The sequence below is a fragment of the Glycomyces harbinensis genome, assembly GCF_900101745.1.
GTDB classification, from domain to species: Bacteria; Actinomycetota; Actinomycetes; order Mycobacteriales; family Micromonosporaceae; genus Glycomyces; species Glycomyces harbinensis.
Genome location: NZ_FNAD01000001.1, coordinates 421,810 through 435,149, shown reverse-complemented (window position 1 = coordinate 435,149; position 13,340 = coordinate 421,810). Strand labels below are relative to the sequence as shown.

Here is a 13,340-nt window from a genome sequence, read left to right as displayed (position 1 = left end):
TGACCGCCTTCGCGTCGGGGCGCCGATGCGACCGCGAGGGAAGGTTCGCGGTCACATCGACCCTTTTCAATATATGGTCCGCATCGGACGTTCATTTGTCAACGATTTCCGACGATTTCCAACGCTTTGCCCTCAGCCGTTGAGCGCCACGACCACCATCGCGACGGCGATCAGGGTGTCGAGCACGAAGCAGAACTCGGCCATCGAGCGCACGACCACGCGGCCGGTGCGGTGGTGGTGCACGTCCCAGGCGGCGTGGCCGAGCAGTCCGGCGGCCACCAGGTAGGCGCCGAAGTCGCCGCCGACCAGCATCACGACCGCCGCGGCCCCGCCGAAGACCGCCATGCCGATCGCCTGGAGCGGCAGGCCCTCGGCCGGGCGGGCGGCGCCGCGCAGCAGTCCGTAGACGGTGAACGGCACCGCGAGAGCGATGAGGACCCACGTGGGCGCGTCCGGCCAGGGCGTGAAGTCGGCGGCGCCGATGACCACGAAGGTCACCGCGAACACCGGCCAGGCGGCCCCGCGCTTCTGGAGCGCCGCCGCGCCGAGGTAGACGAGGCCGGAGGCGGTGAGGATCGGCGCGAGCTCGGCGCCCGAGGCGAGGCCGTAGCTCACGAAGGCGGCGAAGGCGGCGCCGAAGACGGCGGGCCAGCGCCGCAGGACCGCGCGGACGGGGTGGCCCGTGCGGGCCGGGCTGTCGGGGGTCGCGGTGGTCATGAGGTGCTCCTCGTATACCTAGAGGGGGTATCTGACCTGTTCCACGATCCGCCCCGGGCGCGGGGTGGTCAAGCGTGCGGGACCGGCAGGTCCGAAATCTTGGGATCCTGGTCTTTCGGACCTATGGTGGAGGGCATGGAACGACATCGGGTGCTGGTCGTCGGCTACGACGACGCCGAACTGCTCGACATCGCCTGCGTGACCACGACGCTCGACGCGGTGCGCGTGATCGATCCCGGGCTCGGCTACGACCTCACGCTGGCGACGCCGGGCGGGCGGGCGATCACGTGCTCCTCGGGTCTGGTGCTCAACGCGCAGGCGGCGCTCGAGCGTGTGCGGGGGCCGATCGGGACGCTGGTCGTCTCGGGCGGGCTGGGGCACCAGGACGCGTCGCGGGACGAGCGCCTGGTCGGCCACGTGCGGCGCCTGGCGCGCGAGAGCGAGCGGGTGGCCTCGCTGTGCACGGGGGCGAGCGTCCTCGCGGCGGCGGGCCTGCTCGACGGGAGGCGGGCGACCACGCACTGGCATTTCGCGCAGCGGCTGGCCGAGGAGTACGAGAAGGTCACCGTGGATCCGCGGCCGATCTGGGTGCAGGACGGGAACGTCTACACCGCCGCGGGGGTCACGAGCGCCCTGGACCTGTCGCTGTCGTTCATCGAGGCGGACTTCGGGGGCGACGTGGCCCGCTGGGTCTCGCGGGCGATGGTCACGTACCTGCACCGGCCGGGCAATCAAGCGCAGATGAGCGTGTTCACGGCCGCGCCGGCGGCCGATCACCTGGTGCGCAAGGTGACCGACCATGTGGCCGAGCGGTTGGACGGGGACTTGTCGACGGTGGCGCTGGCAAGGCTGGCGCGGGTCAGTCCGCGGCACCTCACGCGGCTGTTCCGGGCGGAGCTGCGGCAGACGCCGGGGCGGTACGTCAGGAGCGCGCGGCTCGCGGCGGCGGCGCAGCTCTTGTCGGCCTCGGATCTGCCGGTGTCGCGGGTGGCGGCGCGGTGCGGTTTCGCCTCGGCGGAGGCGCTGCGGCAGGCGTTCGCGCGCGAGTACGGGATCGCGCCCTCGCAGTACCGGTCGGTGTCGTCGACGACCGCGTGAGGTGCGGCGGGGTCAGTCCCAGTCGTAGGACTCCGGTTCGCGGCCGTGCAGGCCGGTGAAGGCGCGGACGAGTTCGGCTTCGGCGACGCCGTCGCCGGCGGCGAGCCGCTCGAGGTACGGGAGGAGCCAGGTCCCTTCGGCCTTGTCGAAGCGGGCGCGCCATTCCGGCTTCAGGGCCTCCTCGACCGTGAACCGGCCGCCTGAGGCGCCGTGGGCGACGCCTTCGGCGATGGCGACCGCGGGTTCGGGTCCTGAGACGCTCACGTCGATCCAGTAGGGCCAGGTGAAGGGGTCGCCCTCGGCTCGGTCGAGCCAGTTCGACGCGAGTCGCAGGAAGCGCATGCCTCATCATAGGAGCGGCCTCGGTGCCTCCAGTCCCGTGCATCTGGAACTACACGAATATCGTGTAGTCACAACTACACGATATTCGTGTAGTCTGGATGACACGAGTGCGGTCCGCCGGGGGCCGCGGCAGTGGAGGCGCGCGTGGACAAGCCCGATTCGATCATCGGCCGGGACCTCGAGTGGCAGGTGCTGGAGCGGTTCCTGGGCTCGGGCGGCGACGGCGCGCTCCGGATCGGCATCGTCTCCGGGCGCCGCCGCGCGGGCAAGACGCACCTGCTCGCCGCGGCCGCGGGCGCCGTGGGCGGGCTCTACCACGCGTGCGTCCAGGAGGAGGGCGACCTCGCGGCCCGCGCCCGGTTCGCGACCGCCGTCAGTGCGCACGGCGGCATCACCGGAGGCGCCGCGGCCGACTGGGAGTCCCTGCTCGTGACCGCGCTCGACGTCGCCGCCCGCACCGCCCCGGCGGGCCGGGCGCCCCTGCTGGTGATCGACGAGTTCCCGTACGCGATGGCCAAGGCCCCGCAGCTGCCCGGCATCCTCCAGCTGCTGTTCGACCGGGCGCAGCGCGGCGAGGGCCCCGGCGGGCGCGTCATCCTCTGCGGGTCCGCCCTCAGCGTCATGCGCGAGCTCCTGTCGGGCACCAGGCCGCTGCGCGGCCGGGCCATGGTGGACCTCCAGCTCGGCCCGCTGGACTACCGCCAGACCGCCGACCTCTGGGGCATCGCCGACCCCGAGACGAACCTGAAGGTCCACGCGTGCGTCGGCGGCTACCCCGGCTACCGGCAGCTCATCGACCGCACCCCGCAGAGCCCCGCCGAGTTCGAGCAGTGGGTGCCCGACACGCTGCTGAGCAAGGGCCTGGGCGTGTTCACCACCGCCGAGGTGGACTACCTGCTGCGCGAGGACCCGCGGATCTCCGACCGGTCGGCGTACTACGACGTGCTCGGCGCGATCAGCCGAGGCTCCACGTCGCTGGCGAAGATCGGGGCCGAGACCGGCCGCAGCAAGGACGCGGTCCGCCCGCTCCTGCGGACCCTGGAGTCGACCGGGTACGTGGCCCGGCGCGCCGACCTGGTGCGCGGGCGCTCCTCGATCAGCGTGCGCGACCCGGTCATCCGCTTCGACCGGCTCATCACCGCCCCGCGGCTCGGGCAGCTCGACCTGGGCCGGTCCGAGCAGGTGTGGGGGGCCATGCGGGACACGTTCCGGTCCCAGATCCTCGGCCCGCACTTCGAGGAGCTGGCCCGGGAGTGGGTGCACCGCTTCGCGCCCGAGGACCTCGGGCGGCCCGAGGGGTTCGGCGAGGTCGGCACCGCGAACGTGCACGACAACGCGGGTCGGGCCAAGTACGAGGTCGACGTCCTCGCGCTCCAGGGGAAGGCGGTGACCTTCATCGGGGAGGCGAAGGCGACCGGGCAGCGCCAGGGCACCGGCGCGCTGGAGCGGCTGCGGGACATCGCGGGGATGCTGACCGGCATGGGGTACCGCACCGAGCACGCGGTCTTCGGGGTGTTCTCGCTGACCGGGTTCACGTCCGAACTGGGCGCCGCCGCCGACCGCGATCCCCGTGTGGCCCTGCTGGACCTGGACCGCCTCTACGGCGTGCGGCGCCGTCCTGATCCACAGGACAGGCCCTAGTACTGCTGCGGCGCTTGGGAGCCGAGGCCGGTCAGCCTGGGAAAACACGCTCGGCCGGTGCGCGCGAGGGCCGCGGACGGGGCCACCGGGTTCAGCTGTCCGCCAGGTGGATCCAGTCCCGGCTGGTCCGCGTCAGTTCGCGGAAGCCGACCCGGTGCAGGAACTCCAAGCCGTCCTTCTCATCGGGCGTGGCGTAGCCCAGGAGCCGGTCGATCCGACCCAGGCGCAGCCACTCCGCGGCCTGGCCAACCAGCCAGGTCGCCACCCCGCGGCGGCGATAGGCCTGGTCGACTTCGAGGTTGCCCACGTCCGCCCACCCGCCCAGGCGCACCAGCCGACCGGCCTCGGCCAGGCCGGTGTCCACCTCGATCCACCCGATCTCCTCATCCCCGAGCCAGGCGGCCAGCCGAGTCCCGTTCACCCCGAGCGTGCGGCGCAGCCGCAGTGTCTCCAGCGGTGCCGTGCCCGGGGTCGGGATCTCGTCGACCGCGGCGAGCAGCAGGACTTCAGTGCGTCCCTGGTCGGCGAACCCGGCGCGCTCGTACAGGCCGCGGATGTGCGGCCACTGCTGGGGCACTCCGTACACGCCAGGGGCCGGCAGGGACCCGTCCGCGTACCGGCGCGAGACGCCCCAACGGCGCATCTGGGCGAGGCAGGCGGCGATGAGGGCCTCGGCAGCGAGTGCGGAGTCGGGCCAGTACGACGCAGCGGGCCAGTGCACCAGCCACCGGATCTCGCCGGCGTCGCGATAGAAATCCCCGACCTCCTCGCCGGCACCGTACCGCAGGAGGTGCGCGGCGGCCACGACACGCGCACGCTGCTCGGCCACCAAGCTCACTCGATCCGTGACCCACGGGTCGGTGATGAACTCCCCGGCTTCTCGTTCAAGCGCACTCAAGACGGTGTTGACCGGCACCGACAAGCCCGGGACGACCGCGCGAACATGGGCGTTGACCAGATCGGTGAGCTGCTCGCGGTCGCTGCGGCGAAAGGGGCGCACATGAATATCGGGCATTGAAGACCTCCACGAGGACAGCGCGTGAGCGCAAGGATGCTGGAGGCCGCCACCGGTGCGGTACGTCGCCGAGCATAGCAGGAGCCGGATACCGCCCCGCCCTCCTGACCAGGCGCTGCTCCACCTGCGAACCGGCCACGCCGCTCCGAGCGACATCCACGTCCGCCGCTGGGCAGCGGCCGGCCTCAGCGACGACAACGCCAAGTGCCGCAGAGTACTAGGGGACGGACTTGATCTTCCAGACCAGGACGCCGCCCAGGAGCGTGACGACGGTGGCGAGCGCGTAGAGCGTGCCGTAGCCGCCGAAGTGGGCGACGACGGGTGCCGCGAGGGCCGGGCCGAGGACCTGCGGTGCGGTGCTGGCGATGTTGATGATGCCGAGGTCCTTGGCGCGGTCGGTGGCCGCGGGCAGGACCTGGGTGATGAGGGCCTGGTCGACCGACAGGTACACGCCGAAGCCCGCGCCCATGATCGCGGCGGCGGCGATGGCCGCGGGCCACGTGTGCCAGAACGTCAGCAGGAGCGCCGCGAACGCCATGACCGCGCAGGACGCGGCGACCAGGGCCTTGCGGCGCCCGATCCGGTCGGAGACGACGCCGCCGACGACCGAGGTGGCGACCACGCCGGCGGTGTAGAGCACCACGAGGATCAGCACGCCCTCGTCGGCGCTGCGCCCGGGGAACAGCCGCTCGTAGCCGACCGCGTCCTGGAGGAAGAACAGCAGGTAGAGGGTGCCGATCGCGTTGCCGAGCATGACGAGGAAGCGGGTGAACCAGGCCCAGGCGAAGTCGGGGTGGGCGCGCGGCGAGACCCAGAAGGCGCCCAGCAGCGCGCGCCACGAGAAGGGCGGGCGGGCGCGGCGCGGCAGCGGCGGATCCGGTGTGGACAGCACGAACGGGAGTGCCAGCGCGACGGCGGCGAGGCCGATCACGAGGTAGCCGGCGGCGAGGTCGGTGACGAGCACGGTCACCACGACCGCGCCGAGGACGAGCCCGAGCGCCTGGGGGAAGCCGATCCAGCCGGAGACGACGGCCCGCTGGCGGACCGGCACGTGGTCGGGGATGCCGGCGTTGACGCTGGCGTATCCGGCGTTGAGGGCGGCCTGGGCGAGGCACCAGCACACGAGCACGCCCAGGACGGTGGACTGGTGGCCCAGGAGGGCGAGGGCGGCGGCGCCGATGAGGACGCCGCCGAGGGTCCAGGGGTGGCGGCGGCCGAAGCGCCCGGTGGTGCGGTCGGACAGGGCCCCGGCGAGGGGGTTGGCGATGACGGCGACGAGGGCGCCGACGCCGGTGACCAGGCCGAAGGCGGCGACCTTGCCGTCCTCGTCGATGGCGGCGAGCTGGAGCGGGAGCAGCACCTGGATCGGGGTGAAGAAGGCCATGTAGAGGCCGAGGACGGCGCTGGTGATGCCGCCGATCCAGACGGGGCCGACGTTGCGCCGGGGTTCGGTGAGGGCGGCGGGCGGGGCTTGAGGGGTGGTGGTCATCGGTCAGGCCTGGTCGGCGATGAGGGACCGGTACCAGTGGTAGGAGGCCTTGGGGGTGCGGTCCTGCGTCTGCTCGTCGACGTCGACGAGGCCGAACTTCTGGTGGCGGCCCTCGGCCCATTCGAAGTTGTCGAGCAGGCTCCAGACGAGGTAGCCGCGGACGTCGGCGCCCTGGTCGAGGGCGTCGGCGAGGGCCCTCACGTGGGCGTCGAGGAAGTCGATGCGCTGGTGGTCGTCGATGGCGCCGTCGGGGCCGGGGGCGACGTCGTAGGAGCAGCCGTTCTCGGTGACCCACAGGGGCGGCAGGGCCTCGCCGTAGTCGCGGGTGAGGTCGACGAGGGTCTGGGTGAGGCCCGAGGGGATGACGGGCCAGTCGAAGTCGGTGGTCGGGGCGTGGTCGAACTCGGCGATGTCGAAGGGGAACACGGTCTCCGGTGCGGGGGCGGCGAGGCGGGTGGGGTTGTAGTAGTTGACGCCGAGGCCGTCGAGGGGCTGGGCGATGGCGGCGAGGTCGCCGTCCTTGACGAAGGGCAGTGCGGAGGGGTCGGCGGCGGTGTCGCCGAGGCCGTAGGCGGACAGGTCGGGGTAGCGGCCCAGGAGCACGGGGTCGGTGAAGACGCCGCGGTGGAGGGCGTCGTAGGCGCTGGCGGCGGCGAGGTCGGATTCGTTGCCGCTGAAGGGGACCGCGGGCGTGTAGCTGTTGGTGAGCATGACGTGCCCGGCGCCGGCGGCGCGGAGGGCGGCGGTCGCGAGGCCGTGGCCCAGGAGCTGGTGGTGGGCGGCGGGGAGGGCGTCGAGGAGGAGGGTGCGGCCGGGGGCGTGCTCGCCGAGCGCGTAGCCCAGGGCCATGTGCTCGAACGGCTCGTTGAGGGTGATCCAGTGGTCGACGCGGTCGCCGAGGCGCTCGGCGACGAGCCGCGCGTACTCGGCGAAGCGGTGGGCGGTGTCGCGGTCGAGCCAGCCGCCGGGGCCGTCGGCGTCGTCTTCGAGGGCCAGCGGGAGGTCCCAGTGGTAGAGGGTGGCCATCGGTTTGACGCCGGCTTCGAGGAGGGCGTCGACGAGCCGCTCGTAGAAGTCGAGGCCGGGGGCGTTGGCCGGGCCGGTCCCGGTGGGCTGGACGCGGGGCCAGCTGACGGAGAAGCGGTAGTAGTCGACGCCGAGGTCCTTCATGAGGGCGACGTCCTCGGGGTAGCGGCGGTAGTGGTCGCACGCGGTGCGGGCGGTGTGGCCGTCGCGGATCTTCCCGGGCGTGTCGACGAAGGCGTCCCACACGGACGGGCCCCGGCCGTCCTCGTCCGGGGCGCCTTCGATCTGGAAGGCCGAGGTGGCGACCCCCCACGCGAATCCTTCGGGCAGGCGCGGCATTGCGACCACAGGAACCTCCGAGAGTGACGTGGATAACTTTCGTGAAGATACCAGTCGTGGAACCCGCGGGTAACCCCTGAACAGCCGGGTTCCCGCCGCCCGGACGGGGGCGGTCGCCTACCCGGTGAAGTTCGCGTTGCTGTCCGACGAGGTCTTCGCCGAGTAGGTGACCCGGCCCTCGCGGCGCAGTCGCCGCATCCTCCGGCCGAGAAGGAAGAAGACGAGCGCGAACAGGGCCAGTGCGCCACTGGGAATGGCGATCGCCAACAGGATGACGGACGGTGCGCTCACCATGCCGATGCTAGTGCGTGTCAGGTGCCGGGGCGCGCCTGGACCGCTGGAGGCGCGCGCGGCGGTGGGCGGCCATGCGGACCGGGGCGTTCGACGCCCCGTAGCCGCGGTAGCCGCCGATGCGGTGCACGACCTCGAAGAAGACGCGCGAACCGAGCACCGGCGTGTAGCAGTGCAGGAATGCGCCGTGCTCGTCCCGGTCGTACATGAGCGAGTGCTCCCGCATGGACGCCAGGCGGTCCGAAGGGAGCGCGAGCCTCGCGTCGAGGTCGTCGTAGTAGTTGTCCGGGATCGCCAGCAGCAGGCCGCGCTCGCGCAGCCGCCGGGCCACCTGCTCGACGTCGTCGGTCGCGAAGGCCACGTGCTGCGGGTGCGGCACCCCCGGGGCCCAGTCGCCGCGGCGCACCGCCGCGACGCTCAGGGCGATCCGGACCCGCTGCGCCGCATCGGTCATCGACAGGCTCCGCACCAGCCCGAAGGGGGCGGCGACCTCGGCGGGGACTTCGGGGTGGAGGCCGAAGACGGTGCGGTAGAACAGGGCCGCGCCGTCGAAGTCGTCGGTCTGCTGGGTCAGCGCCACGTGGTCGACCGCGGTCGGGCCGACGTCGGCGGCCGCCGGTCGCCCCGTCGGCGCGAAGTCGGCCGTCCAGCCTTCGGCGGCTTCGGTGCGGCAGAAGAAGACCGAGGTGCCGTCCGGGGCCGCGACGGCCGCCAGGTCGGCCTCGCCCGCGCGGTGCTCGCGCGGCAGGATCGGCGCGTGCAGCCGTTCGGCCCGCCGGGCGGACGCGGCCGGGTCGGGGCTCTCGACGGCGATCGCGGCCACCATGGTGGCGCCCGGGTCCTCGACGCCGCCGTTCACCAGCACGCGCGCACTCCCCCGCTGCCACAACGCGACCGGCTTCGACCGGTGCTGGCCGGTGCGCGCCAGGCCGAGCGCGTCCAGCGCGGCGGCGACCTGGGGCTCGGCCTCGCGCCCGGCGCCGATCTCGACGAACGCGAACCCCTCCACGGGCGGCGTCGACGGCAGTCCGCCGACCGAGGCGCGGGCGCGGTCGGATCCTTCTCGCGCGACCGATTCCTGGAGGCTCAGCAGGGACCGCAGGGCGTCCACCGCGGCCACGCGCGGGTCGGCCTGGCGGAACACGTCGTTGAAGACCTCCAGCGACAAGGGGCCGGTGTACCCGGTCGCGAGCACCAGGTCGAGGAAGCCGGTGAGGTCGAACGCGCCCTGGCCGGGGAACAGGCGGTGGTGGCGGCTCCAACTGAGCACGTCCATGTGCAGGCGCGGGGCGTCGGCGAGTTGGAGGAAGAACAGCTTCTCGGCGGGGATGACGCGGATCGCGGCGGTGTCGGTGCCCCGGGAGAGGATGTGGAAGCTGTCGAGGCACAGGCCCAGGGCCGGGTGGTCGGCGCGGCGCACGATCCGCCACGAGTGGTCGTAGGTGCTCACGTGCCGGCCCCAGGCCAGGGCCTCGTAGGCGATGCGGATGCCGTGGTCGGCGGCGCGTTCGGCGAGGCGGTGCAGCTGCTCGGCCGCGAGGTCGTCGTCGTCCACCGAGTCCGGGGACACGGTGGAGCAGACCAGGATCGTGTCGGCGCCCAGGCGCTCCATGACGTCGAACTTGTGCTCCGCGCGGCGCAGGTTCGCCTCATGGAGGTCGGGCGGGACGGCCTCGAAGTCACGGAAGGGCTGGTAGAGGTCGATGGCAAGGCCGAGGTCGGCGCAGCGGGCGCGGACCTGCTCGGGGGTGAGCGCGGCGGCGACGAAGTCGTTCTCGAAGATCTCGACGCCGTCGAAGCCGGCGGCCGCGGCGGCGTCCAGCTTGTCCTCCAGGGTGCCGGAGAGGCAGACGGTCGCGATGCCGAGGCGGGGGCGGTGTGCCGGTGCGGTCATGGGGTCAGCCCTCCCGCCGGGCGGCGAGGCCGTCGAAGTGACGGAGCATCCGGTCGGCGTCGGGTTCGACGCCGGTGAAGAGCCGGAAGGAGTCCACGGCCTGGTAGACGGCCATCCGGCCGCCGTCGAGGACCCGGCAGCCCGCCGCGCGGGCGGCGGCGAGCAGGGCGGTCTCCAGCGGGAAGTAGACGACTTCGGCGACCCACAGGTCGGGTCGCAGGAACGCGGGCGGGACCGCGGTGCCGGGGTGTTCGCGCATCCCGGTGGGGGTGGCGTGGACGAGGCCGTCGGCGTCGCGGATCGCGGCCTCGAGGCCGCCGGTCGCCCCGGCGCGGATGCGGTCGCGTCCGAAGTGGGCGCCGAGCCGGTCGACCAGGCGGGCGGTGCGGTCGGCGTCGAGGTCGAAGACGCGGACCGTTCCGGCGCCGATGCCCAGCAGCGCGTGGGCGACCGCGGCCCCGGCGCCGCCGGCGCCGAGCAGGACGACCCGGTCCAGGGCCGCGTCGGCGAGGCCGGTCATGGCGCTGCGGGCGAAGCCGGAGGCGTCGGTGTTGTAGCCGACGGACTTGCCGCCCGTGAACAGGACGGTGTTGACCGCGCCGAGCACGGCGGCCTCTTCGGAGAGGGTGTCGAGGTGGGCGGCGGCGATCTGCTTGACGGGGTGGGTGAGGTTGAGTCCGGTGTAGCCGGTGAGCCGGGCGGCCTCGACGAGGTCGCCGACGCGCTCGGGCGGCAGGTCGAGGTCGAGGAGGTCGAGGCGCCGGTACTGGTAGCGCAGGCCGAGTTCGTCGGCCTCGCGCTCGTGCATCGCCGGGCTGAGGGAGGGCCCGATCCCGGCGCCGATGAGCCCGACGAGGGTGGCGTCGGGGGGTGTGGGAGTGGTCGGCACGTGGTCTCCTCGGAGGTCAGACCTAATGTACGAACTAGATACTTCAAACTATCAACGTTCGGGTGCTTTGTGAAGAGGCGCAGCGGGACGAGCGGACCGGTGCGTACGCCGACCGGATGCGGCGCACCGGGAAGGGCCGCCGTGCCGGCGGGGCGGCGCGAGTTAGAGTTGCAACGCCCCCGTCACCGTCCTCGAAGGGATCGCTTGATCACGCCGCCGCCTCCCACCGCCCCGGCCGACGCCGCGGGCGGCGAGCGCGCACGCGATCCCCAGCGCACCCGGGCCGAGATCCTCGACGTGGCCACGACCGAGTTCGCCGCCAGCGGCTACGCCGGCGCGAGGGTCGACGAGATCGCCGCCAAGACCCGCACCACCAAGCGGATGATCTACTACTACTTCGAGAGCAAAGAGGGCCTGTACCTGGCGGCCCTGGAGCGCGCCTACGCGGGCATCCGCTCCCTGGAGCAGGAGGTCGACGTCGAGCACCTCGACCCGGTCGCCGCACTGCGCCAGCTCGCCGAGCTCACCTTCGACCACCACGAGTCGCACCCGGACTTCATCCGGCTGGTGAGCATCGAGAACATCCACGGCGCCAGGCACCTGCGCCAGTCCGAGGCGCTGCCGGGCCTGTCGATGCCGGTGCGCGAGGTGATCGGCAGGATCCTCGAGCGCGGCTGGGCCGCGAAGGTCTTCCGCGAGGACGTGGACGCCCTCGACGTCCACATGCTCATCAGCTCCTACTGCGTCTTCCGGATCGCCAACCGGCACACGTTCGACGCGATCTTCCACCGCGACCTCCTCGACCCCGGGCTGCGCAAGCACTACCGCAGGATGATCGGCGACCTCGTCGTCGAGTACCTCACCGCCCGCTGAGCCGAGTCCCCCGCCCCCCTGCCGCCACTTCCGCAACATTGATGCAGGCCGATGCATCTTGCGCTCCCAGCTGCACCACTCCCGTACCCGCGCCCTCTTGACAGGCGCGCGCGCCTGGCGAATGATCGGTGATTAACCAAGCAGTACATAACTATCCAGTACGTTCATCGTCCTCGGATGGGAAGACTGCGTCTCGCTGCCCATGCAATGGCGCACCGCCAGAGGAGATCACCGTGTCAGACCACCCCACCCCTCCGGGCTTCAGCTCCCGGGGCGCACCGAGGAAGACGGCCGTCGCCGCCTGGATCGGCAGCGCCCTGGAGTACTACGACTTCTTCATCTACGGCACCGCCGCCGCGCTCGTGTTCGGGAAGGTCTTCTTCCCCTCGGAGCACCCCGCCACCGGGACCCTGCTCGCCCTGGGCACCTTCGGCGTCGGCTACGCGGCCCGCCCGCTCGGGGCGATCATCCTCGGCCACGTCGGCGACCGGTTCGGGCGCAAGCGGGTCCTGGTCTTCACGCTCCTGCTCATGGGCGCCTCGACCTTCCTCGTCGGCTGCCTGCCCGGCTACGACGCCATCGGCGTCACGGCGCCGATCCTGCTCGTGACCCTGCGCCTGCTGCAGGGCCTGTCGGCCGCGGGCGAGCAGGCCAGCGCGAACTCGATGAGCCTGGAACACGCGCCGGCGCACCGGCGGGCGTTCTTCACCAGCTGGACGCTCAGCGGCACGCAGGCCGGGCAGCTCATCGCGACGGCGGCGTTCCTGCCGGTGGCGGCGCTGCCGGAGGAGGACCTGCTCAGCTGGGGTTGGCGCATCCCGTTCTGGGCCAGCGTGATCATGGTGGTGGTCGGGTACCTGATCCGGCGCCGGCTGGAGGAGACGCCGGTGTTCGAGGAAGAGGCGAAGGCCGGGAACACGGTCCGCCTGCCGCTGGCGGTGCTGCTGCGCGACCACTGGGCGGACGTGCTGCGGGTCGTCTGCGCGGCGCTCATCGCGTCGGTCTCGACGATCTTCACGGTGTGGGCGCTCAACTACGCAGTCAACACGATCGAGTTGGAGCGCACGCCGATGCTGTGGGTCGGGGTGGTGGCGAACATCCTGGCGGTGGCGACGATCCCGTTGTGGGGCACGGCGGCCGACCGCTTCGGGCGCAAGCCGGTGTTCCTGGCCGGGTCGCTGGGCTGCGCGGTGCTGATCTTCCCGTACCTGTGGGCGATCTCGATCGGCAGCTGGGCGTTGATCTTCACGATCGGCATCCTCATGTTCGGCCTGGTGTACCAGGCGGCGAACGCGACGTGGCCCTCGTTCTACGGGGAGATGTTCACCGCTCGGGTGCGGTTGTCGGGCATGGCGATCGGGACGCAGATCGGGTTCGCGATCAGCGGGTTCCTGCCGACGGTGGCGGTGGCGATCGCCGGGGACGACAAGGGCGCGTGGCTGGGGGTCGCGGCGTTCACCGCGGTCCTGTGCCTGGTCAACGCGGTGGCGGTGTTCACCGGGAGGGAGACCTACCGGGTGCCGACGGAGCGGCTGGGCCTGAAGGAGGACGAGGCGAGGCCGCCGGTGCGCGTGGCGGACTGATGCCCGCCGGGACCCGTGAGCGGAACGGGCCGGTCGCCGGACGACCTCCGGCGGCCGGCCCGTTCCCGTTCGACGGAGCGCTGAGAGCGCGGCGCGGACGCGCGGCGCGAAGGACTGGAGGCCGTGGGGACCTTAGGTAGGGG

Annotated in this window: 12 protein-coding genes; 4 read left to right on the top strand and 8 right to left on the bottom strand. The window is 72.4% G+C overall.

The window, feature by feature from the left end:
• Positions 1–132 precede the first annotated feature (132 nt).
• Positions 133–717, bottom strand: coding sequence for a hypothetical protein (locus BLQ63_RS01810; protein ID WP_091027456.1), 585 nt, complete (start codon positions 715–717; stop codon positions 133–135).
• Between the two features lie 135 nt (positions 718–852).
• Between BLQ63_RS01810 and BLQ63_RS01805 the strand changes: the two genes are divergently transcribed.
• A complete protein-coding gene (locus tag BLQ63_RS01805; protein WP_091028578.1) occupies positions 853–1,815 on the top strand; it encodes a GlxA family transcriptional regulator in 963 nt (320 codons plus the stop codon).
• 12 nt (positions 1,816–1,827) lie between these two features.
• On the opposite strand, the gene BLQ63_RS01800 is transcribed toward BLQ63_RS01805, so the two are convergent.
• The gene (locus tag BLQ63_RS01800; RefSeq protein ID WP_091027454.1) at positions 1,828–2,157 is read right to left on the bottom strand and encodes a hypothetical protein; all 330 of its coding nucleotides are present in this window, start codon (positions 2,155–2,157) and stop codon (positions 1,828–1,830) included.
• A 144-nt stretch (positions 2,158–2,301) separates the two neighbouring features.
• Here BLQ63_RS01800 and BLQ63_RS01795 point away from each other — a divergent pair, with 144 nt between their 5' ends.
• Positions 2,302–3,798, top strand: a complete 1,497-nt coding sequence (locus BLQ63_RS01795; protein WP_218124994.1) for an ATP-binding protein — start codon at positions 2,302–2,304, stop codon at positions 3,796–3,798.
• A gap of 91 nt (positions 3,799–3,889) precedes the next feature.
• Here BLQ63_RS01795 and BLQ63_RS01790 read toward each other — a convergent pair whose 3' ends face one another.
• The 6 genes from BLQ63_RS01790 to BLQ63_RS01770 form a co-directional block, all read right to left on the bottom strand.
• Entirely contained in the window at positions 3,890–4,813 is a 924-nt protein-coding gene (locus tag BLQ63_RS01790; protein ID WP_091027439.1) for a GNAT family N-acetyltransferase, read from the bottom strand.
• Positions 4,814–5,030: 217 nt separating this feature from the next.
• Complete coding sequence (locus BLQ63_RS01785) at positions 5,031–6,302, bottom strand: MFS transporter (protein ID WP_091027438.1); 1,272 nt, start codon at positions 6,300–6,302, stop codon at positions 5,031–5,033.
• A 3-nt stretch (positions 6,303–6,305) separates the two neighbouring features.
• Entirely contained in the window at positions 6,306–7,667 is a 1,362-nt protein-coding gene (locus BLQ63_RS01780; protein ID WP_091027436.1) for a GH1 family beta-glucosidase, read from the bottom strand.
• A gap of 117 nt (positions 7,668–7,784) precedes the next feature.
• Positions 7,785–7,958 (bottom strand): hypothetical protein, encoded by a 174-nt coding sequence (locus BLQ63_RS28180; RefSeq protein ID WP_177154739.1) that lies wholly within the window; start codon positions 7,956–7,958, stop codon positions 7,785–7,787.
• 10 nt (positions 7,959–7,968) lie between these two features.
• On the bottom strand, positions 7,969–9,852 hold the full coding sequence (locus BLQ63_RS01775; protein WP_091027434.1) for a sugar phosphate isomerase/epimerase and 4-hydroxyphenylpyruvate domain-containing protein: 1,884 nt from the start codon (positions 9,850–9,852) through the stop codon (positions 7,969–7,971).
• A gap of 4 nt (positions 9,853–9,856) precedes the next feature.
• Positions 9,857–10,741, bottom strand: coding sequence for a shikimate dehydrogenase (locus tag BLQ63_RS01770; RefSeq protein WP_091027431.1), 885 nt, complete (start codon positions 10,739–10,741; stop codon positions 9,857–9,859).
• 204 nt (positions 10,742–10,945) lie between these two features.
• On the opposite strand from BLQ63_RS01770, the gene BLQ63_RS01765 reads away from it, so the two are divergent.
• A complete protein-coding gene (locus BLQ63_RS01765; protein WP_245680819.1) occupies positions 10,946–11,614 on the top strand; it encodes a TetR/AcrR family transcriptional regulator in 669 nt (222 codons plus the stop codon).
• A 233-nt stretch (positions 11,615–11,847) separates the two neighbouring features.
• The gene (locus BLQ63_RS01760) at positions 11,848–13,197 is read left to right on the top strand and encodes an MFS transporter (RefSeq protein WP_091027430.1); all 1,350 of its coding nucleotides are present in this window, start codon (positions 11,848–11,850) and stop codon (positions 13,195–13,197) included.
• Positions 13,198–13,340: the final 143 nt, after the last annotated feature.